This window comes from Pseudomonas sp. DrBHI1, assembly GCF_002205115.1.
In the GTDB taxonomy this organism is placed as follows: Bacteria; Pseudomonadota; Gammaproteobacteria; order Pseudomonadales; family Pseudomonadaceae; genus Aquipseudomonas; species Aquipseudomonas mosselii.
Genome location: NZ_NIBE01000107.1, coordinates 3984 through 25305, shown reverse-complemented (window position 1 = coordinate 25305; position 21322 = coordinate 3984). Strand labels below are relative to the sequence as shown.

Annotated in this window: 17 protein-coding genes and 2 pseudogenes; 12 read left to right on the top strand and 7 right to left on the bottom strand. The window is 64.7% G+C overall.

Annotation, left to right across the window (positions count from 1 at the left end; translation table 11 throughout):
* The first annotated feature begins 41 nt into the window (after positions 1-41).
* On the top strand, positions 42-968 hold the full coding sequence (locus tag CC207_RS21115) for a DMT family transporter (protein WP_084943071.1): 927 nt from the start codon (positions 42-44) through the stop codon (positions 966-968).
* A 16-nt stretch (positions 969-984) separates the two neighbouring features.
* Here CC207_RS21115 and CC207_RS28425 read toward each other — a convergent pair.
* Together CC207_RS28425 and CC207_RS21105 are read right to left on the bottom strand one after the other, a co-directional pair.
* A pseudogene (locus tag CC207_RS28425) lies at positions 985-1128 on the bottom strand (DNA-binding protein); the annotation flags it as partial.
* Between the two features lie 95 nt (positions 1129-1223).
* On the bottom strand, positions 1224-2393 hold the full coding sequence (locus tag CC207_RS21105; RefSeq protein ID WP_088852705.1) for an MFS transporter: 1170 nt from the start codon (positions 2391-2393) through the stop codon (positions 1224-1226).
* 106 nt (positions 2394-2499) lie between these two features.
* On the opposite strand from CC207_RS21105, the gene CC207_RS21100 reads away from it, so the two are divergent.
* A complete protein-coding gene (locus tag CC207_RS21100) occupies positions 2500-3393 on the top strand; it encodes a LysR family transcriptional regulator (RefSeq protein WP_088852704.1) in 894 nt (297 codons plus the stop codon).
* Between the two features lie 124 nt (positions 3394-3517).
* Positions 3518-3646 carry a PA1414 family protein gene (locus CC207_RS27880; RefSeq protein ID WP_256206021.1) on the top strand — a complete coding sequence of 43 codons (129 nt, stop codon included), beginning with the start codon at positions 3518-3520 and terminating at the stop codon, positions 3644-3646.
* Between the two features lie 70 nt (positions 3647-3716).
* Here CC207_RS27880 and CC207_RS21095 read toward each other — a convergent pair whose 3' ends face one another.
* Both CC207_RS21095 and speB read right to left on the bottom strand, forming a co-directional pair.
* On the bottom strand, positions 3717-5096 hold the full coding sequence (locus tag CC207_RS21095) for a sodium:solute symporter (RefSeq protein ID WP_088852703.1): 1380 nt from the start codon (positions 5094-5096) through the stop codon (positions 3717-3719).
* 168 nt (positions 5097-5264) lie between these two features.
* On the bottom strand, positions 5265-6215 hold the full coding sequence (gene speB, locus CC207_RS21090; RefSeq protein ID WP_028691118.1) for an agmatinase: 951 nt from the start codon (positions 6213-6215) through the stop codon (positions 5265-5267).
* 226 nt (positions 6216-6441) lie between these two features.
* On the opposite strand from speB, the gene CC207_RS21085 reads away from it, so the two are divergent.
* From CC207_RS21085 to CC207_RS21055, 8 genes and pseudogenes are all read left to right on the top strand, one after another.
* On the top strand, positions 6442-7335 hold the full coding sequence (locus CC207_RS21085) for a LysR family transcriptional regulator (RefSeq protein WP_028691117.1): 894 nt from the start codon (positions 6442-6444) through the stop codon (positions 7333-7335).
* A gap of 98 nt (positions 7336-7433) precedes the next feature.
* Positions 7434-7778, top strand: a pseudogene (locus tag CC207_RS28420) (PAS domain-containing protein); the annotation flags it as partial.
* Between the two features lie 234 nt (positions 7779-8012).
* Positions 8013-9041 carry a methyl-accepting chemotaxis protein gene (locus tag CC207_RS21080; protein ID WP_371263157.1) on the top strand — a complete coding sequence of 343 codons (1029 nt, stop codon included), beginning with the start codon at positions 8013-8015 and terminating at the stop codon, positions 9039-9041.
* A gap of 150 nt (positions 9042-9191) precedes the next feature.
* Complete coding sequence (locus CC207_RS21075) at positions 9192-9791, top strand: tRNA-uridine aminocarboxypropyltransferase (protein ID WP_028691115.1); 600 nt, start codon at positions 9192-9194, stop codon at positions 9789-9791.
* A 203-nt stretch (positions 9792-9994) separates the two neighbouring features.
* Positions 9995-11404, top strand: a complete 1410-nt coding sequence (locus CC207_RS21070; protein ID WP_028691114.1) for a circularly permuted type 2 ATP-grasp protein — start codon at positions 9995-9997, stop codon at positions 11402-11404.
* 3 nt (positions 11405-11407) lie between these two features.
* Complete coding sequence (locus tag CC207_RS21065) at positions 11408-12358, top strand: alpha-E domain-containing protein (protein ID WP_062360625.1); 951 nt, start codon at positions 11408-11410, stop codon at positions 12356-12358.
* Positions 12355-13152 carry a transglutaminase family protein gene (locus CC207_RS21060; RefSeq protein WP_088852702.1) on the top strand — a complete coding sequence of 266 codons (798 nt, stop codon included), beginning with the start codon at positions 12355-12357 and terminating at the stop codon, positions 13150-13152. Before CC207_RS21065 ends, CC207_RS21060 begins: the two co-directional genes overlap by 4 nt.
* Positions 13153-13184: 32 nt before the next feature.
* On the top strand, positions 13185-13916 hold the full coding sequence (locus CC207_RS21055; RefSeq protein WP_028691111.1) for a peptidase: 732 nt from the start codon (positions 13185-13187) through the stop codon (positions 13914-13916).
* 94 nt (positions 13917-14010) lie between these two features.
* Here CC207_RS21055 and CC207_RS21050 read toward each other — a convergent pair whose 3' ends face one another.
* From CC207_RS21050 to CC207_RS21040, 3 genes are all read right to left on the bottom strand, one after another.
* The gene (locus CC207_RS21050) at positions 14011-15366 is read right to left on the bottom strand and encodes an HlyD family type I secretion periplasmic adaptor subunit (RefSeq protein WP_028691110.1); all 1356 of its coding nucleotides are present in this window, start codon (positions 15364-15366) and stop codon (positions 14011-14013) included.
* A gap of 51 nt (positions 15367-15417) precedes the next feature.
* Positions 15418-17553 (bottom strand): type I secretion system permease/ATPase, encoded by a 2136-nt coding sequence (locus CC207_RS21045; RefSeq protein WP_088852701.1) that lies wholly within the window; start codon positions 17551-17553, stop codon positions 15418-15420.
* Between the two features lie 77 nt (positions 17554-17630).
* Positions 17631-19004 (bottom strand): TolC family outer membrane protein, encoded by a 1374-nt coding sequence (locus tag CC207_RS21040; RefSeq protein WP_028691108.1) that lies wholly within the window; start codon positions 19002-19004, stop codon positions 17631-17633.
* Between the two features lie 488 nt (positions 19005-19492).
* On the opposite strand from CC207_RS21040, the gene CC207_RS27875 reads away from it, so the two are divergent.
* Positions 19493-21322: retention module-containing protein (locus CC207_RS27875; protein WP_143496153.1), on the top strand; the 1830-nt coding region annotated here is incomplete at its 3' end.

The window sequence follows — 21322 nt, the reverse complement described above, 5'->3', positions numbered from 1 at the left end:
CCGAGCCTTGCCATGCCGTTCAACCCGCTGAGGGGCCGCCCATGACTGCGGTCCGCAAGAACCCCGACGCCTTCGCCTTCCAGGTCATGCTGGGGCTGTGCCTGATCTGGGGCTGCCAGCAGGTGCTGATCAAATCCGCTGCCGTGGACATTGCACCGGTCATGCAGGCGGCGTTTCGCAATGGCATCGCCGCGCTGCTGGTGGGGCTGCTGGTCTGCTGGCGGGGAGGCTGGAGCCAGGTGGGCAGCACCTGGCGTGCCGGGTTGCTGGCCGGCGCGCTGTTCGGCCTGGAGTTCCTGTTCATCGCCGAGGGGCTGAAGCTGACCTCGGCGGCGCATATGTCGGTGTTTCTCTACACCGCGCCGATCTTCACCGCCCTGGGGCTGCATTTCATGATGCCCAGCGAACGGCTGCGGCTGTTGCAGTGGCTGGGCATCCTGCTGGCCTTCGGGGGGATTGCCCTGGCCTTTGCTGGTGGCGTTTCCCTAGAGTACCTCGATGGACGCATGTTGCTGGGCGATGCCCTGGCGATCCTGGCAGGCCTGGCCTGGGGCGCGACCACGGTGGTGGTGCGCGGCTCGCGCCTGTCCGAGGCGCCGGCGACCCTGACGCTGTTCTACCAGCTGGCGGTGGGGTTTGTCGGGCTGGTGCTGATCGCCCTGGTGAGCGGGCAGATCGCCGATTTCTCGCTGACCCCGCTGGCGGTGGGCAGTGTGCTGTTCCAGGGGATCGTGGTGTCGTTCGTCAGTTACCTGACCTGGTTCTGGTTGCTGCGCAAATACCTGGCCTCGAACCTGGCGGTGTTTTCCTTCATCACGCCGCTGTTCGGGGTGACCTTCGGCGTGTTGCTGCTGGATGAGCCGTTGAGCTTGAACTTCGTGATCGGCGCGGTGATGGTATTGCTCGGGGTGGTCATGGTCAGCGCCGAGGCGTGGGTGCGGCAGCAGTTGCGCAAGCTGGTGGGATGAGAGGGTAGACGCGCCGGCCCCTGGCGCGCTCCACCACGTCCACGGCTTTTGCTACGTAGGCTGCATCTCCTGTCTCTAATGCGTCAGCCATGAACTGTGCGATGGTTTCCGGAGAAGCCAGATAGGCGGCAGCGTCGAATTCATGGAACGTTTCAGTCATTTTGCGTCCTCTGCGAGTGCTGGAGAATGTAGCCAATGAAACGTTGTCGAGAGAGGCACAAATGATTTCGATCTGTTGCTGAACTGAACCCACCATCACCCGGCTGTTCGGGCATTTGAGTGGCAATCCTGCAGGTAATGACCTCCTGTCACGGCCAGCACTCCGGCCACGGCCAACCCTGCCGCCGCCAACACCAATGCTGGCTGTAATCCACCACTGAAATGACTGCTCAACGCCGCCAGCAACGGCCCGCTCAACTGCCCCAGGGCAAAGCATGCTGTCAGCAACCCGGCATTGCGCTGTGTGGCATGGGGCGCCAGCTCCCGTGAGCGCTGCATCACCAGTTGCATGCAGGCCAGGAACGGCCCGCCGCACAGCAGCACGCCCAATGCCAGGCCGATACCGCCACCGAGCAGGCAGGCCAGTACGCCGAGCCCTTGCAGCCACAGGGTGGTGGTCAGCCAGGCAGAGGTCCGCCCAGGGCGGCGCAGGCTGACGATGGCCACGCCGAGCGCCGATGCCAATCCGAACGCGGGCCAGAACAGGTCGGCTTGCCACTGCCCATGGAACTGCTGGCTGGCCATCTGCGACAGGAAGGTGGCCGGCAGGATGTAGCCGATCCCGTAGAGCGCATAGACCAGTCCCAGCCGTCCGATGCCGGTGCCATGGCCTTGTTCGTTGACGGCCGCAGGCGTGGCGGCGGGCTCCAGCGCCCGTGGCAGCCACGGTAGCACCGCTAGCAGCATGACCAGCGCGGCGACGCCATAGACCAGCCACAGGGCGGCAGAATCCAGCCCCAGCAGGTGCGCACCCAGGGCCAGCACGCCCGTCACCGCGATGCCGACGCCGGGCCCGGCGAACACCAGCGCACCGAGGCGCTGGCGGCCATGGGCGCTGGCCAGTTGCTGGCTGAGGCTGGCGATCATCACCAGCACCCAGGCGCTGGCCACGCCAGTGCCGAAACGCAGCAACAGGTGGCTCCAGAAACCGTCGGCGGCCCACGAGATCAGGGTCAGCAGCACGCATAGCCACAGGCCTCCATGCAGGCGCAAACGCACCTGGGCGGGCTGGCGGGCGAACATGGCGTCCACGGCGCCGAGGAAGTAGCCCAGGTAGTTGGCGGCGGCGACCAGGCCGCCAGCGGTCAGGTCGAACTGGCCCTCGGCGATCAGTCGGGGCAGTTGCGGCGTGAGGGCGAAGCGGCCGATGCCCATGGCCATCATCAGCGCCACGGCGCTGGCCAGCAATTGCACGATGGGTGACATGGAAAGTCTCCTGCACGGAGGGATGCGATGGATGGCAGGGTAGGGTTCATTGACTTTCAATAAAATTGAATAATGATGATCAAGTTGTTCTGTTTTGGAGAATCTCATGGAGTTCAGCCAACTGCGCATCTTCCAGGCCGTGGCCGAGGAGGGCTCGGTGACCCGCGCCGCCGAGCGATTGCACCGGGTGCCGTCGAACCTGTCGACGCGCCTGCGCCAGCTCGAGGAGCAACTGGGGGTGGAGCTGTTCCTGCGCGAGCGCCAGCGCTTGCAGCTGTCGCCGGCCGGCAAGGTGTTGCTGGACTATGCACATAGGCTGACCAGCCTGCGCGACGAAGCGCTGGCCGCGGTGCAGGGCGGCCAGCCGGCGGGGGATTTCGTGCTGGGCACCATGTACAGCACGGCAGCCATTCATTTGCCGGCGCTGCTGGCGCGCTACCACCAGGCCTACCCGGCGGTGAACCTGCAAGTGCAGGCGGCGCCCAGTGCCGAGCTGCTGGAGGGGGTGCTCAGCCATCGGCTGGACGCGGCGCTGGTGGACGGCCCGCTCAACCTGGCAGGGCTCGATGGCGTGCCGTTGTGCGAGGAAACCCTGGTGCTGATCACCAGCCCCGAGCACCCGACGGTGCACAGCGCCAGGGATGTCGCCGGCAAGGCGGTGTTCACCTTCCGCCAGGGCTGCTCGTACCGCATGCGCCTGGAAGCCTGGTACGCCCATGACCACACGCCCATGGGGCGGGTCATGGAGATCGAGTCGTACCAGAGCATGCTGGCCTGTGTGATCGCCGGGGCCGGCGTGGCGTTGATGGCGCAGTCCATGCTCGACAGCCTGCCGGGCCGCGAGCAGGTGCGGGCGCATCGGCTGCAGGCGCCGTTCGACCAGGCGATGACCTGGCTGATGTGGCGCCAGGGCAAACGCGGGGCGAATCTGCAGGCCTGGATCGACCTGCAACAAAGCGAAACGATTGACCGACCGTCGGAAGCTGCCATCAGCGCTTGATCCGGGTCAAAATCGCCCCTATGTGTAGGAACAGAGGCATGCGCAATACAGGACATAGGTCTATGATCTGTATGACGCATCGCAAGTTTGATTGACCGTGAGGCTGACCCGTCAAGGGGGCACTATGAACGAACGCATGTACAACTGGCTCCATGACCTCGCCGTCGCCCTGGGGCTGCTCCCGCCACCGCTGCAGCCGGTGCCGATCCCGACCGACGAAGAACAGCGCAAGCGCCAGCCGCGTCGGCGCTGACCCCTGACAAAAAGGCCGCCGCATCTTATCGATGCGGCGGCCTTTTGCGTTGTTGCCCCGGGATCTGGCCTCAGGCCAGGTTCACCGTCGCCACCGGCTTGCGCGAAGCCAGGCTGACCACCACGAAGCTCACTAGGCCGATGGCCAGGCTGTAGTAGATCGGCGAGTTGGCTTCCAGGCCGTCCTTGAACATGAACAACAGCGCGGTACCGAAGCCCAGCGTCATGCTGGCGATGGCCCCGGCGGTGGTCGCGCGTTTCCAGAAGATCGCGCCGATCAGCGGGATCAGCATGCCGCCCACCAGCAGGTTGTAGGCCAGGGTCAGGGCGCTGATCACATCGTTCACTGCCAGGGCGATACCCAGCACCACCAGGCCGGTGAGCAGGGTGAACAGGCGGTTGATGCCCAGGCTCGACTGCTTGCCACCGCGCAACTTGGGCAGCAGGTCTTCGGTCAGGGTGGTCGAGGCGGCCAGCAGGCCCGCGCTGGCGGTGGACATCATCGCGGCCAGGGCGGCGGCCATCAGCAGGCCGCGGATGCCCTCGGGCAACTGGCCCTTGATCATCTCGGCGAAGGCGTTGTTCGGGTTGGCCAGGTCCGGCATCAGCACGTGGGCGGCCATGCCGATCAGGGCGCAGGCCAGGCCGTACAGCACGCAGTAGATACCGGCGGTGGTGCCGGCGCGCTGGCAGACCTTCTCGTCACGGGCGGTGAACACGCGCTGCCAGATATCCTGGCCGATCAGGATGCCGAAGAAGTAGATCAGGAAGTAGGTGATGATGGTGTCCCAGCCGATGGTGGTCCAGCTGAAGCTGGCCGCCGGCAGCTTGGCCACCAGGGCGTCCCAGCCGCCGGCCTTGTACAGGCACACCGGCAGCAGGATGAACATCAGGCCAACGGTCTTGATGATGAACTGGACGATGTCGGTCAGGGTCAGCGACCACATGCCGCCGATGGTCGAATACACCACCACCACGCCGCCGCCGAACAGCAGCGCCATCCAGAACGGCACGTCGAGCAGCACCTGCAGCACGGTGCCCATGGCCAGGGTCGAGGTCACCGCGATCATCAGCGCGTAGGCGAGCATGATCGCCGCGCTGGCCTGGCGGGCCATCGGGTTGTAGCGGCGCTCCAGCACCTGGGTGACGGTGAAGATCTTCAGGCGCAGCAGCGGCTTGGCCAGGAACAGGTTGAGGGCGATGATCCCCAGGCCCAGGGCGGCGCACAGCCAGAAGCCGGAAATGCCATGGACGTAGCCCAGGCGCACGGTGCCGACGGTGGAGGCGCCACCGAGCACGGTGGTGGCCATGGTGCCCATGTACAGGGTCGGGCCGAGGTTGCGCCCGGCCACCAGGTAGTCTTCGTGGGTCTTCGCGCGCCGCATGCCGTACCAGCCGAGGCCGAGCATGCCGGCGGCATAGATCAGTACAACGATGATGTCCAAGGCCATTGGGGGTCTCCCGATTATCTTTATTATGGCGAGATCGGCCGTCCGGACGCTGCAAGGCGCCCGGCGGTCCTGTCATGTGTTGGCGGGCCTCTATGGCCCTCCCGAATGGCTCCTGCCGGGGTCAAGCAATCGATTGCAGCGCCCCTGTAAACGGGCGGTACTCGGCGGTTAGCGGCGTACCACGCCCGGCAGCACGCAGAGCATTTCGAACAGCAGGTTGGCGCCCAGCAGCGAGGTGTTGCCGGTGGTGTCGTACGGTGGGGAGACTTCGACCAGGTCGCAGCCGATCAGGTCCAGGCCGTGGCAGCCGCGGATGATCTCCATCGCCTGGATGGTGGTCAAGCCGCCGATCTCCGGGGTACCGGTGCCTGGCGCCCAGGCCGGGTCGATGCCGTCGATGTCGAACGACAGGTACACCGGGCCGCCACCGACTTTCTCGCGCACTTCGGCCATCAGCGGCTCCAGCGACTTGTGCCAGCATTCTTCGGCCTGGACCACACGGAAGCCCTGGCGACGGCTCCAGTTGAAGTCGTCGGCGGTGTAGCCCTGGGCGCGCAGGCCGATCTGCACCACGCGCTCGCAATCGAGCAGGCCTTCTTCCACGGCGCGGCGGAAGGTGGTGCCGTGGGCGATCTTCTCGCCGAACATGTGGTCGTTGACGTCGGCGTGGGCATCGATGTGCACCAGGCCGATCTTGCCGTGCTTCTTGTGCAGGGCGCGCAGGATCGGCAGGGTGATGGTGTGGTCGCCACCGAGGGTCAGCGGGATGACATTGTGCTCGACGATTTCATCGTAGGCCTCTTCGATGATGCGCACGGCGTCCAGCAGGTTGAAGGTGTTGATCGCCACGTCACCGATGTCGGCCACCGACAGCGAGTCGAACGGGGCGGCGCCGGTGGCCATGTTGTACGGGCGGATCATCACCGACTCGGCACGGATCTGCCGTGGGCCGAAGCGGGTACCCGAGCGCAGCGAGGTGCCGATGTCCAGGGGCACGCCGATGAACGCGGCGTCGAGCCCTTCGGCGCTCTGCAGGTGGGGGAGTCGGAGCATGGTGGCGATGCCGCCGAAACGCGGCATTTCGTTGCCGCCCAGTGGTTGGTGGAGAATCTTGTCCACGGTGGGCCTCATCAGTCGGTCGATTGTTCTGTTTGTTCGAACCTGTGCCGCCGCGCGCCTCGTTGCTCTGGTTGTGCTGGCGGGCAGGGACATTTCGCCGCAGTCTGCGCAAGGTAGTGCCCGGGAAGAATCGCTACCGACAAAAACTTACTTCAGGAATTTCTGAACTATCGGTGCGCGGCCGGGTTAGACTCAGGCCATTTCCAGCCCACGGACCCGTTGCCCCATGGCCTCATCGCTGCCCGACCTGAAACTGCTGCGCATCTTTGCCAGCGTGGTGCGTCACCAGGGCTTCGCCAACGCCCAGCGCGACCTCAACCTGTCGACCTCGGCCATCAGCACCTACATGAGCCAGCTGGAAAGCGCCCTGGGCATCGTGCTCTGCCACCGAGGCCGTGGCGGTTTCAGCCTGACCAGCAAGGGCGAGCTGTTTCATCAGGAGACCCTGCGCCTGCTGGGGGAACTGGATGGCTTCGAGCAGTATGCGGCGGCGCTCAAGGGCGAATTGCGCGGCACCCTCAACCTCGGGGTGATCGACTCCACCGTGGGCGACCGCGCCCTGCCGCTGGCGGAGGCCATCGGCGCCTATAGCCAGGAACACCCGGCGGTACACCTGCACCTGTCGGTGTCCAGCCCTTACGAACTGCAATTGGGCGTGCAGGACAACCGCCTGGACCTGGCCATCGGCGCGTTTTCATCGCGCATGAGTGGCCTGGTCTACCAGCCGTTGTACCGCGAGCAGCACTGGCTGTATTGCAGCAGCCGCCATGCGCTGTTCGGCGAGCGACGGATCCCGGAGCCGGTGATCACCCAGCAGCGCATGGTCGGGCGTGGCTACTGGAGCCAGGCGGAGCTGGCCCGGCACGGTTTCAAGCACAGCGCCGCCACCGTGGAGAGCATGGAAGCGCAGCTGATTCTGATTCTCTCCGGCGCCTACATTGGCTACCTGCCCGAGCACTACGCCCAGGCCTGGGTCGACAAGGGCGACCTGCGCGTGCTGTCGCCGGCGACCTTCGGCTACCAGGCGCCGTTTTCCCTGATCATCCGCCGTGGCCGGAGCCGGGAACCCTTGATCCAGACGTTCCGTGACCTGCTCAAGAGCCAGCTCAATGTGGGCTGATCCAGGTCGCTTTCAGCACATTCCGTCAGGTCGGGTAAATTTCCTACGAAAGTTGACCGCTCACGTGATGGCCTTCTGCTAAATATCTACTTGCTTTGATGATTTTCCCACTCATCTGGATAAGCAAGGGATCGCCAACGATGCGCATGAATTTGCCCGTCACCGAGCACGAAAGAACCTTTCCCCAAGACCAGCGGCTGATCTCCACCACCGACCTGAACAGTCGCATTACCTATTGCAACGACGCCTTTGTGGCCATCAGCGGTTTCACCTACGACGAACTGGTCGGCCAGCCGCACAATCTGGTGCGTCATCCTGACATGCCGCCGGCGGTCTTCGGGCATATGTGGGACACCATCAAGCAAGGCAAACCCTGGATGGGCGTGGTCAAGAACCGCGCCAAGAACGGCGACTTCTACTGGGTCAGCGCCTACGTCACGGCGGTCTACGAGAACGGCCGCATCAGCGGCTACGAGTCGGTGCGCTCGGTGCCGACCCGGGAGCAGATCCGCCGGGCCGAGAACTTGTACGCCCGCCTGCGGGCAGGGCGCTCGCCGGTACCGCTGGCGGCGCGCCTGGGGCATGGGATCGGCCATGGCTGGCCGCTGATCGGTGCAGGCTTGCTGTCGGCCGCCGCCTACCTGTGGCTGCCCCCCTACGCGGCACTGGGTGTGCTGATGGCCAGCCTGCTGGCGGCCTGGTACGTGGTCGAGCACCGGCAGAACCAGTCGATCCGGCGCACCCTGCAGGAGCACCCCAAGGCCTTCACCAGCCCGCTGGTGGCGCTGACCTACAGCGACAACCCCGGGCTGCAGGGCCAGCTCGACCTGGCGATCATCAGCGAGGAGGCGCGCCTGCAGACTGCGCTGACCCGTCTGGTGGACGCCGGTGTCGGGGTCAAGTCACGGGCCGCGCAGTCCGCCGACCTGTCCGATGCCCAGGCGCAGATGCTCGACCGCCAGCGCAGCGAGACCGACCAGTCGGCCACCGCCATCGCGCAGATGGCGGCGACCATCCAGCAGGTCACCCATAACGTGCAGAGCACCGCCCATGCCGCCAGCGACGCCGACCAGCTGGCCCAGCAAGGCAGCGACCTGGCGCAGCAGAGCCTGCGCGCCATGGGCAGCATGAGCGAGGCGGTGAGCGACATCGGCCAGGCGGTCAACGCCCTGGCCGAGCAGACGCAGTCGATCGGTAGCGTGGTGGATGTGATCACCTCGATTGCCGAGCAGACCAACCTGCTGGCGCTCAATGCCGCCATCGAGGCGGCGCGGGCCGGCGAGCAGGGCCGGGGTTTCGCCGTGGTGGCGGATGAAGTGCGCTCGCTGGCGCAGCGGACCCGCGCCTCGACCGAGGAGATCCACCACATCATCTCCACCCTGCGCTCCGGTGCCGACCGCGCGGTGGCCAGCGCCAGCCGCGGCCAACAGATCTCCAGCGACAGCGTGCACAGTGTCGAGGCGGTGCAGGCGGCGTTGTCGGGGATCGCCCAGGCGGTCAGTCGCATCACTGGCATGAGCCAACAGATGGCCACGGCGTCCGAGCAGCAGAGCCATGTCGCCGAGGACATCAACCAGCAGATCGTGCGCATCGCCCATTTGTGCGACGAAAGCGCGGGGCAGGCCAGGCAGGGGGCCGAGATCAGCCAGGACCTGGAGCGCATGGCGGAGTACCTGCACAGCCTGGCGGAGCGGTTCAACCGCTGAAGTTGGACTGTGTGAGCGGTGCGTGGGAGCGGGCTTGCCCCGCGATTGCGGTGCTGGCTTTATCGCGGGGCAAGCCCGCTCCCACGAATGCCTCGCAGCAACCCGGGGATGGCAGCCCTGTGGCAAACTACCCGCCCCAAGGAGCCCCCCATGCCCAGACCCCGCTGCGAGCGTTGTCAGCGCCCGCTCGCCCATTGCCTTTGCCCACTGATCCCGCACCTGGACAGCCGCACCCGCGTGGTCGTGCTGCAGCACCCCAGTGAAACCGCCCACGCCCTGAACACCGCACGCCTTGCGGTCCTTGGGCTGGTCAACGCCGAGCTGCGGATCGGCGAGGTGTTCGACGACCTGCACACGCTGCTGGCCACGCCGGGCTATCGACCCGCGTTGCTGTTCCCCGGTGATGAAGCCGAGGTTCTGCAAGGCTATGGTCAAGACGTCGACCTGCCGCTGATGCTGATCGTGCCGGATGGCACCTGGCGCAAGGCGCGCAAGATGCTGTACCTGAACCCGCAGCTCGAGGCGCTGCCGCGAGTGGCCCTGGGCAACGTCCCACCCTCGCGCTACCGGCTGCGCAAGGCACCGGAACCAGGGGCCTTGTCGACCCTGGAGGCGGTGGTGCAGGCGTTGAATGTGTTGGAGGCGCCGAGCGGCTTCGCTGCTTTGTTGAGGCCTTTCGAAGCGCTGATCGAGGGGCAGATCAGCGCGATGGGGCAGGAGACGTTCGAACGTAATCATGGCGAAAAGTGAGCACTACGCCGATCACCAGCACCCTGTTTTGGTTCACCGACAGGGGCGCGTTCGCCGGTGAAGCCCTGATCTGGGGCATGGCCGCCGCCTGCTGCGACCCGTGCACACCTCGTCCCGCCTGAGGTGCCGTGTTTCCGGCACTGCTATTGCTAGGTCAACCATGCATCGATAACGGACAAGCATTGCGTGGTGAGGAACTGATTATGCCTCGGGCCTTTTTCAATGAGATGTACGATGCGGCGGGTGATTGCCGGCCTCATTATCAGGCGTTCGCACGCTGGCTGGCCGATACGCCGTTGGAGCTGCTCGAACAGCGGCGTCGCGAGGCGGACCTGCTGTTTCACCGGGCAGGCATCACGTTCACCTTGTACGGCGATGAGCAGGGTACCGAGCGGCTGATCCCCTTCGATATCATTCCGCGCAGCATCAAGGCCAGCGAGTGGCAGGTCGTGGAGCGTGGCTGCATCCAGCGGGTGCAGGCGTTGAACCTGTTCCTCGAGGACATCTACCACGACCAGCGGATCCTCAAGCAAGGCATCATCCCACCGGAGCAGGTACTGGCCAACGACGGTTACCAGGTGGCCATGCAGGGGCTGGACCTGCACCGAGGCATCTATGCGCACATCGCCGGTGTCGATCTGGTGCGCGATGGCGACGGCAGCTACTACGTCCTGGAAGACAACCTGCGCACACCGAGCGGCGTGAGCTACATGCTCGAAGATCGCAAGATGATGATGCGGCTGTTCCCGGAGCTGTTCGCCGCCCAGCGGGTGGCGCCCATCGACCACTATCCCAATCTGTTGCTGGACACCCTCAAGCGCTCAAGCCCGCTGGACAATCCCACCACCGTGGTGCTGACTCCGGGCCGCTTCAACAGTGCCTATTTCGAGCATGCCTTCCTGGCGCGGGAAATGGGTGTGGAACTGGTGGAGGGCGCTGACCTGTTCGTGCGTGACAACCGGGTGTTCATGCGTACCACGTCAGGCCCGCAGGCGGTCGATGTGATCTACCGCCGGCTGGACGATGCCTTCCTCGATCCGCTGACGTTCAATCCGGACTCGTTGCTGGGCGTGCCAGGACTGATCACGGCCTACCGGGCCGGCAACGTTGTGCTGGCCAACGCCGTGGGCACCGGAGTGGCTGACGACAAGTCGATCTACCCGTATGTCGACGACATGATCCGCTTCTACCTGAGCGAAGAGCCGATTCTCAAGAACGTGCCCACCTGGCAATGTCGCAAGCCTGCGGAGTTGTCCCATGTGCTGGCCAATCTGGCGGACCTGGTGGTCAAGGAAACCCAAGGGTCTGGTGGCTACGGCATGTTGGTCGGGCCGGCCGCCAGCACGGCGGAAATCGAAGCGTTCCGTGCCCGTATCAAGGCGCGACCCCATGCGTACATCGCACAGCCCACGCTGTGCCTATCCACTTGCCCGACCTTTGTCGAAAGTGGCATATCGCCCAGGCATATCGACCTGCGCCCGTTTGTGCTGTCAGGCAAAGAAACCCGCCTGGTGCCAGGTGGCCTGACCCGCGTGGCGCTGCGTGAAGGCTCGCTGGTGGTCAATTCTTCCCAGGGCGGCGGCACCAAGGACACCTGGGTGGTGGAGGACTGAATCATGCTTTCAAGAACGGCTGCCGACCTGTATTGGATGTCCCGTTACCTTGAGCGCGCGGAGAACCTCGCACGCATGCTCGAAGTCAGCTATTCGCTTTCGCTGATGCCGCAGGCGGGGCGTAGCGATGGCCGAGCCGAGCTGGCGATGTCGCTGCTGGCGGCCGGGACGCTGGACGATTATCACCGTCGCCATGGTGAACTCAACGTCGAGTACATGCTGCATTTTTTCGCCCTGGACGAACGCAATCCCGGCAGCATCTATTGTTGCCTGCGCGCGGCTCGCAGCAATGCGCATGCCGTGCGCGGGCGGATCACTGCTGACATGTGGGAGAACATCAACGCTACATGGCTCGAGATGCGCAACATCGCCGACAAGGGCCTGGCACGCTACGGCATCAACTCTTTCTGCGAATGGGTCAAGGAGCGTTCGCATCTGTTCCGCGGAGCCACCGCCGGCACCATCATGCGCAATGACGCCTATGGCTTCATCCGGCTGGGCACCTTCCTCGAACGGGCCGATAACACGCTGCGCCTGTTGGATGCGCGCTACGAAATGTTTGGTGAGGAGTCCGAGGAGGTCAGTGACAATTCGGCCCGTGGCTATTACCAGTGGAGTGCCTTGCTGCGGGCACTGTCCTCCTTCGAGGCGTTCAATGAAATCTACCGCACGGCTCCCGGTGCCGAGCAGGTGTCGGAGATGTTGTTGCTACGCGCGGACGTACCGCGTTCGCTGCATGCCTGTGTCGAGGAGCTGGCCCAGTTGCTGGCCGGCCTGCCGGGCGACAACGGGCGTCCGGCGCAACGCCTCGCGGCAGAGCTGAGTGCGCGGTTGCGCTTTACCGGTATCGAGGAAATTCTCGCGTCCGGATTGCATCAGTGGCTGAGTCATTACATTGGCCAGATCAATCATCTGGGGCAGAGCGTTCACGATTCCTATCTGGAGGTAGTATGAGACTGTTCATTCGTCACGACACCACCTATCACTATTCCGACGATGTCTGCATGAGCATTCAGCTGCTGCGACTGACGCCCCAGAGCAGCGAGCGCCAGCGCGTCCTGCAATGGCAGCTGGAATTGCCGCGCCCGGTAGGCAGCCAACTTGACCCTTATGGCAACGTCCTGCACGTGCTGACGCTCGACGAACCCCATGGTGCGTTGATGCTGAGCGCCCACGGCGAGGTGGAGATCGACCAGACCCTGGAGGTGGAGCACGACTCTCGATCGGCCTTGCCCTTCCTGCGTTCGAGCAAGCTCAGCAGCCCCGACGAGGCGTTGCGCGATTTCGCCGTGCGCCACTGTGGCGATCGTCGTGATCGGACGGCGCTGATCGAGTTGATGAACGGATTGGCCGATCACATGGCCTACAGGCCTGGTTCGACGGCGGTCGATACCGTGGCCGCCGAGGCGTTCGCCAACCGCGCCGGAGTCTGCCAGGACCATACCCACGCTTTTCTCGCCTGTGCCCGCAGCCTGGGCGTGCCGGCGCGCTATGTGTCAGGTTACCTGTGCACCGAGGACGAGAACCATCTGGCCAGTCACGCCTGGGCCGAGGCCTGGCTTGACGATGGCTGGTACAGCTTCGATGTGACCAACCGCCTGGCTCGGCCCGAGCGCCACCTGAAACTGGCGGTGGGGCATGATTACCTGGACGCTTGCCCGGTACGCGGCATGCGCCGTGGCGGAGGGACCGAGTCGATGCAGGCACAGGTTCTGGTCAGCTCCAAGCCACAGCTTCAGCAGCAATAGCGACACTTCCTACCTCTGCATGAGTTAGCACCATGACGTACTGCGTTGCGATGCACCTGGCCGATGGGCTGGTGTTCATTTCGGACTCACGGACCAATGCGGGGATCGACCAGATATCGACGTTTCGCAAGCTGTTCGTTTTCAACCGCTCGGGCGAGCGTGTGATTGTGCTGCAGACCGCCGGCAACCTGGCCACGTCGCAATCAGTGGTGAGCCTGCTCCGTCAGCGCTGCAACCAGGACGGCGCGCACCTGTTGAACGTGCCGACGCTGTATGACGCCACGGCGCTGGTGGCCGAGACCATCCGCGAGGTGATCGCCCGCGACTGCACCAAACTGGCAGGCAAGGTCGACCTGAGCTGCTCGTTCCTGGTGGGCGGGCAGATCGCCGAGCAGCCCATGGGGGTGTACAACATCTATCCCCAGGGTAATTTCATCCAGGCCACGGAAGACACGCCGTTCATGCAACTGGGCGAGAGCAAGTACGGCAGGCCGATCCTTGATCGCAACCTGCTGTATCACACACCCCTGGGCGAGGGATTGCGCTGTGGCCTGATCTCGTTCGATTCGACCATGCGCAGCAACCTGTCGGTGGGCATGCCACTGGATGTGCTGGTGTATCGCAAGGACAGCCTGGCTGCCAGCAACTGTCACCGGATCGGCACCCACGATCCCTATTTTCTGCGGATCCAGGCGCAATGGGCCGATGGTCTGCGGGATCTGCTCGCCGCGTTGCCGGAGCCGCCGGAGGCTTATATCCGTTGAGGGCGTTTGTCGGGGATAGGGGCGCACCACCGATCCTGCTGTGCTGATATGCCTGTCTGAGCGGGCTTCTCCGTGAAGGCGCCTGGATAGGCATTCACCGCTCTCGCAACGCTTCGGTCCTGGCCTTGAGGACGGGTTTGAGCAGATAGTCCAGCACGCTCTTCTGCCCGGTGATGATATCCACCGTGGCCACCATCCCCGGAATGATCAGCAGCGGCTTGTTGTCCCCGCCCAGGTGGTTCTTGTCCGTGCGCACCTGGATCAGGTAGAACGCATTGCCCTTGTCGTCGGTGACGGTATCCGCGCCGATCAGCTCCAGCTTGGCCTTTAGCCCGCCGTAGATGGTGTAGTCGTAGGCGCTGAATTTGACCATCGCGGTCTGCCCCGGGTGCAGGAATGCCACGTCCTGGGGCCTTACCTTGGCCTCGATCAGCAGGTTGTCCTCGATCGGCACGATCTCCACCAGGTCGCTGCCGGGCTGGACCACGCCGCCGATGGTGTTGACCTTCAGCAGCTTGACGATGCCGCGCACCGGCGACACCACGGTGGTGCGGTTGACCCGGTCGTCGATGGCGATGCTGGTGGCGGTGATCTTCGACAGCTCCGTGCGCTTGTCGTTGAGTTCCTTGGCGGCGTCGGAACGGAAGCTGGCGTCGGATTCCTGGATCTTGCTGCGGATCTCCGCGATCGCCGCTTCGGCGCGGGGAATGGCCAGGTTGGTGGCATTGAGCTGGCCGCGCGCCTCGACGCTGCGCTGCTTCAAGCGCAGGATTTCCACGGGGGATATGGCACCCTTGCTCACCAGTGGCGAGGACATGTCCAGTTCCTGTTGCAGCAGGCCGACCGCCGAGCGGTATTGATCGACCTTGGAGCGGAACTCGGCAAGCTCCTGGGTCTTTTGCCGCAATTGTTCGTTGAGGGTCTGCTTTTCGCTGGCCAAGCGGCGCTGGCGCGAGTCATACAGAGCGGCTTCGTCCTCGGCCACCTGCGGTGCCTTGGCGCGGACTTCGCTCGACAACACGAAGGGACGGCCTTCGGACTCGGCCGACAGGCGCTCGACCTGGGCGGTGAGCGCGTAGCGGTCGGCTTCACTCTCGCCCTTGTTCGACTTGAAGCGCGTGTCGTCCAGGCGCAGCAGGGTCGCGCCCTTGTCGACCATCTGCCCTTCACGCACGAAGATCTCGGTGACGATGCCGCCCTCAAGGTTCTGCACCACCTGCACCTTGCTAGACGGAATGGCCTTGCCCTCGCCGACGGTGACCTCGTCGAGCACCGCGAAATTGGCCCAGACCAAGGCTACCAACAGCAGGATCGCGGCCAGCCACACGGTCAGGCGCGACAGGCTGGGCGATTCCTGCAAGGTGGCACCGGCCAGCTCCGGCATGTAGTCGCGCTCGGCGCGCTTGTCGGCGCCCTGGAGGTAGCTGCGCACGCTGTGGCTGAGGGGCATGTTCTACCTCCGGTGCAGACCGAGGCCGTTGTGGAATCCCAGGTTGTTGGTTCACAGCGCCGCGCCGATACGGCCCTTGCGCAGCGCGTCGATGACCGCGTCCTTCGGCCCGTCGGCGACGATCTTGCCGTTGTCCAGCACCAGCAGCCGGTCCACCAGGCTGAGCATCGAGGTGCGGTGTGTGACCAGCAGCAGGGTTTTGCCCTGCACCCAGTTCAGCAGGCGCTGGCGCAGTTGCTCCTCGCTGCTGTTGTCCATGTGGCTGGTGGGTTCGTCGAGGATCAGGATCGGCGGCTCCAGCAGCAGGGCCCGGGCCAGCAGCACGGCCTGGCGTTGGCCGCCGGACAGCAGCTGGCCGCGCTCGCCCACCGGGCGGTCGAAGCCTTGCGGGTGCTGGCGGGCCAGTTCGCTGACCCCGGTCAGCTCGGCCACCTCGAGCATGCGCGCATCGCTGACGTGGCGGGCGCCGAGCGTGAGGTTGTCGCGCAGGCTGCCGGCCAGCAGGGGCAGGTCGTGGGCCACGTAGCCGACCTGGCTGCGCAGGTCGGCGATGTCCAGCTGGCGCAGGTCGAGATTGTCCAGCAACACCTGGCCATCTTCGGGGTGATGGAAGCCCATCAGCAGGCGGGTGAGGGTACTCTTGCCCGAGCCGCTGCGGCCGATGATACCGATGCGCTCGCCCGGCTTGAGTGTGACGCTGACATCATTGAGCGCCGGGGCCGTTTGCCCGGCATAGCGAAACGTGGCGTGGTTGATGCTGATGCCACCCTGCAGCGCGGTGTGTTCCAGGGCCTGGTGCTCGGCTTCGCGTTCCTGGGGCAGGCTCATCAGCGCGTCGGTGCTGCGCATGGTCAACTGCGCCTGCTGGTAGCGAGTGATCAGCCCGGCGATCTGGCCCAGCGGCGCGAGGACCCGGCTGCCGAGCATGTAGCTGGCCACCAGCGCGCCGACGCTGAGGTTGCCGGCGATGATGCTGTAGACCCCGGCGACGATGGTGGCCATGCCGCAGAATTGTTGGATGAAGAGCGTGCCGTTGCTGGCCAACGAGGACAGGTTGCGGGCATGGGCGTCGAGGCGGGCGATGGCGCCGTTGGTGTGCTCCCACTGGTACTGGCGTTCGCTTTCGGCGCCGCAGGCCTTGAGGGTTTCCAGTCCGCCGAGGGTCTCGATCAGCAGCGCCTGGCGCACCGCGCCGAGGCTCAGACTCTTCTGTACCGTGTCACGCAGGCGCACCTGGATGAACAGCGCCAGGCCCACGGCCAGCGGGAAGGCGATCAGCGGGATCACCACCAGCCAGCCACCGAGCAGGCCGATCACCAGCAGCATCAGCGCCACGAATGGCAGGTCGATGATGCTGGTCAGGGTGACCGCGGTGAGGAATTCACGCAGTCCCTGGAAGTCATGGATGCTCTGGGCGAAGCCGCCGATGGTGGCCGGCCGCGCCTTCATGCTCATGCCGGTAATGCGTTCGAACAAAGTGGCCGAGAGAATCAGGTCGGTCTTCTTGCCAGCCTGGTCCAGCAGGTGCGCACGAACCATGCGCAGCACCAGCTCGAAGGCTGTGCCGATGAACAGGCCGGCCACCAGCACCCAGAGGGTGGACAGCGCCTGGTTGGGCACCACGCGGTCGTAGGTCTGCATGACGAACAGCGGCACCATCAACCCCAGCAGGTTGATCAGCAGGCTGGCCAGCAGGGCATCGCCATACAGCCATCGGGAGTGGCGCAGGGTGTCGCGGAACCAGGCGTTGACCCGCGGGATCAGTGGGGCGCGCACCTCTTCCAAGGTATGACGGGGACGGGCGAACAGGGCCTGGCCGCTGTAGGCTTCGGCCAAGGCATCACGTTCGACCCACTGCTCGCCGCCTTCGGCTTCGCACGGCAGCAGCAGGCCCCGGCCGTTGTCCCCCCAGCGCTGCAGCACGGCGCTGCGGCCGTCGTTGAGGATCAGCAAGACCGGCAGGTTGAGTGCCGAGATGGCGTCCAGCTCACGCTGCAGCACCCGCGCCTGCAACCCCGCCCGCGCGGCGGCGCGGGGCAGCAGGGCCAGGGGCAGGCGCTGCGCGGCCAGCGGCAGGCCGCTGCACAGGCTGGCGCGGCTGGCAGGGCAGCCGTGCAACTTGCACAGGATCAACAGGCCATCGAGCAACGGATCATCAACATCCAGGCGCGGTTGCGCGCTTTGCATACTGGTCACGATGGCCTACTCCTGCCGCGGTGGACGGGAAACGGGCGCTGGCGAAAAATCTCTTGTCTCGTCAGAACCTAGCGCATGTCTGGCAGTTTCGCCTCGTTGCGTACTTCGGTCTTGGCGATGGCCTCGGGCGGCAGCGAGATGTGCTGCTTGCTCAGCAACTCACCCATGGTCGCCAGGACTCGGTACATGGAGAACTCTTCGGTGTAGCGCACTTCGGTATAGCGTCGGTTGGCGTTGTACAGCTCGTTCTCGCTATCGAGCACGTCGAGCAGGGTACGCTGGCCCAGGCCGAACTGGTCCTGGTAGGCGGCGCGTACGCGCTGGGTGGTTTCGGCGTACTCGCGGGCGCTCGGGGTCTGCTTGCGGGCGTTGTTCATCGCGTTCCAGGCCAGGCTGAGATTTTCATTCAGCTCGCGCAGGGCGTTGTTGCGGATGTCCATCGCCTGGTTGATCTTGTGCGCGTCGGACTGCAGGCGGGCCTTGTCGCTGCCGCCGCGGAACAGGTTGTAGCTGAGCTCGACGCCGGCCTGCCAGTCGTTGTTGTCGTGGCCCTTCTGGCCGCCGATGTTGTTGTTGGCGCCGGTGGCCAGCACCGCGTCCAGGCGCGGGTAGAAGGGCGACTTGGCCACTTCGTATTGCTGCTCGGCGGAGCGTACGTCAGCCTGGGCCGACTTCAGGTAGGGGTTGTTCTCCAGCATGCCCTGGCGGGCGTTGAGCAGGTCGGCCGGTACTTCGCCCTTGATCGTGACCGGTGTTTCCAGCTCGTCCGGCATGCGCCCGACTACGCTGTAGAAGTTGGCCTCGGCGTCGGCCAGGTCGACCTCGGCGGTGTCCAGGTTGTTCTCAGCCAGGGCGCGACGGGCGCGGGACTGGTCGAGGTCGGCGGTGCTGCCCACGCCACGCTCGCTGCGCAGGCCGATCTGGTCGTTGACCCGCAGGTGCGCCTGCAGGTTGTTCTTGGCCAGGGTCACCAGCTCGCGGCGCTTGAGCACTTCGAGGTAGACCTCGATGGCGCGCAGGGCGACGGTCTCGGCGGTGGCCTGGGTGTAGTAGGCGCGCGAGGTGGCCACCGCTTCGGTGCGGGCGACCTCGTTGGAGGTGTTGAAGCCGTCGAACAGCATCTGCCGCAGGCGCAGTTCGGACTGGGTGTAGTTGAGGGTTTCCTTGTTGTGGTTACGCGTGCCGTCGGGGTTGAAGCCGCGGGTGTTGGTGTTGTCCGAGCGTTGCCGGCCATAGCCTGCGACCAGATCGACGGTTGGGTAGTACCCCCCGCGGGCGAACTTCACATCCTCGTCGGCCGACAGCCTGCTGTTGCGGCTGGCGCTGATCTCGGGATGCTGGTCCACGGCGTTCTGGACAGCCTCGGTGATCGACATCGCCTGACTGTTGGCACACGCCATGGCCAACAAAATCGCACTGGTGATGGGGGTTAAAGCGCGCATGGGGTACATCTCCCTGGTCTTGAATAATGTCCTGCTGTTCGCCAAAAAAATGACGAAAAATTAGAATCAAACCGTTTCAGGTTTGTAACAACAGAGCTAAGAACATTTATCGGGCGAGCTAAGAAGATTTTTTCATAAGATATATGCGAAAAAAAACTTATGCGGTCTAAGGAATCCGGGACATTGTTTCATTCAGGTGGTTACGGGAATTGGCTGGGACAGGCGATTTTCGGGCCTTTGTGAAAGTTCCAGATTTTTTGCAGCTAAGGAGACAGGGGAGGAAGGCGAAAGCGGAATTTGGCGACAAAAAAATGGCACTTAATAATGGCCATTCGCCCTCTTCGCTATCGCGGCAGTCGTCACAAGGAGCGTGGTTTCTCACGAACGTGACAGCAGCGATCCACCAGCCATGGCACTCGGAACGTTGCGCACATTACCCGGCACGCCTTGATCTGCGAAAAGCCCATCGGCAGGGGAGGCGTACGCTCATGGCTAAATTAGTCGGTGTAGTCGGCAAGGTGATCGGCCAGGTATTCGCGGTGGGCGACGATGGTCATCGCCGCCTGTTGGTGGAAGGCGACCGCTTGTTCGCCGGCGAACAACTCGAGACCGGCAGCGAGGGCGCCGTGGCGGTGCGTTTGCACAATGGCGCGGAGCTGACCCTGGGTCGCGGCAGCAGCCTGGAGATGACCACCGACCTGCTGGCCAATCGCGCTCCCCATGTGCAGGCGCCTGATGCTCAGCCCAGCGAGGCCCAGCTCAGCGATGTCGAGCAGTTGCAAAAAGCCATTGCCGCAGGTGCCGACCCCACGCAGGACGCTGAAGCGACGGCGGCGGGTGGCAACCCCTCAGGCGTTTCGGGGGCGCTCGGCGGAGGCCACAGTTTCGTGATACTGACTGAAGTGGGCGCCCGTGTGGATCCCACCATCGGTTTCCCCACCGCGGGATTCAATGGCTTCCCCCTGCTGGCCAACCTCGAGCTTGGCGGCCTCGATGGCAACGATGACGGGCCGCTCCCAGCCAATACGCCGGTGGTCGACAATCCGGTCAGCCTCACTGGCCTGGAGGTCAGCCCGGCCGAATTGACCCTGGACGAGGCCAACCTGCCCCAGGGCTCGGCCAGCAACCCTGCGGCGCTGACACAGGCCGGCAGTTTCACGGTGGTGGCTGCCGACGGCGTGTTCAACCTCAGTGTCGGTGGCATCAATGTGGTCACGGCGGGCGTGGTCACGGGCGTCGGGCAGTCCATCGTCACCGGGCTCGGCAATGTGCTGACCATTACCGGCTACAACCCGGCCACCGGCGTGGTGAGCTACAGCTACACCCTGACCGGCGCCGAGCATCACCCTGACGGCGCGGGTACCAACACGCTGGGCGAGCATTTCCCGGTGCTGGTAAGCGATACGGATGGCGACGTGGCCAGCGGGTCCCTGGACGTGATCATCCGCGACGATGTGCCACGGGCCGTAAACGACAGCAATCCCACCGCCGCCACCGAGCAGCAGGTGGAACTCAGCGGCAATGTGCTGAGCAATGACATCCAGGGAGCGGACCGTATCCCAAGCGGTCCGGTGGTGGCAGGTACCTTCGTTGGCACCTACGGCACCCTGGTGCTGGCGGCGGACGGTTCCTACACCTACACCCTCAACACCAACGACCCGGACTTCAAGAACCTGCACGGCGGTGGCAATGGGGTGGAGACCTTCACCTACACCCTGAAGGATGCCGACGGCGACACCAGCAGCGCGACCCTGACCCTCAATGTCAGCAACCTCAACGACCCGGTGACCCTGGGCGGGCTGGACGTGAACGGTGGCGAACTGACCGTCTACGAGAAGAACCTGGCCGACGGCAGTGCGCCGAACCCGGGCGCCCTGACCCAGAGCGGCACTTTCACGGTCAGCGCGCCGGATGGCCTGCAATCCTTGAGCGTCGGCGGCATCAGCGTGGTCAGCGGTGGCGTGGCGGCGAGCTTCCCGCAGTCGATCACCACGGCCCTGGGCAATACCCTGACCATCACCGGCTACAACCCCACCACGGGCGTGATCAGCTACAGCTACACCTTGCTGGACAATGAGACCCATGCCAACGGCGACGGCGCCAACAGCCTCACGGAGCACTTCACCGTCACGGCCACGGATACCGACGGCAGCACGGCCAGTGGCTCGCTGGACGTCAATATTGTCGATGACCTGCCCAAGGCTGTGAACGACACCAATGCCACCGCTGCCACCGAACAGCATGTGGAACTCAGCGGCAATGTGCTGAGCAATGACCTCCAGGGGGCGGATCGGATCCCCAGCGGTCCGGTGGTGGCC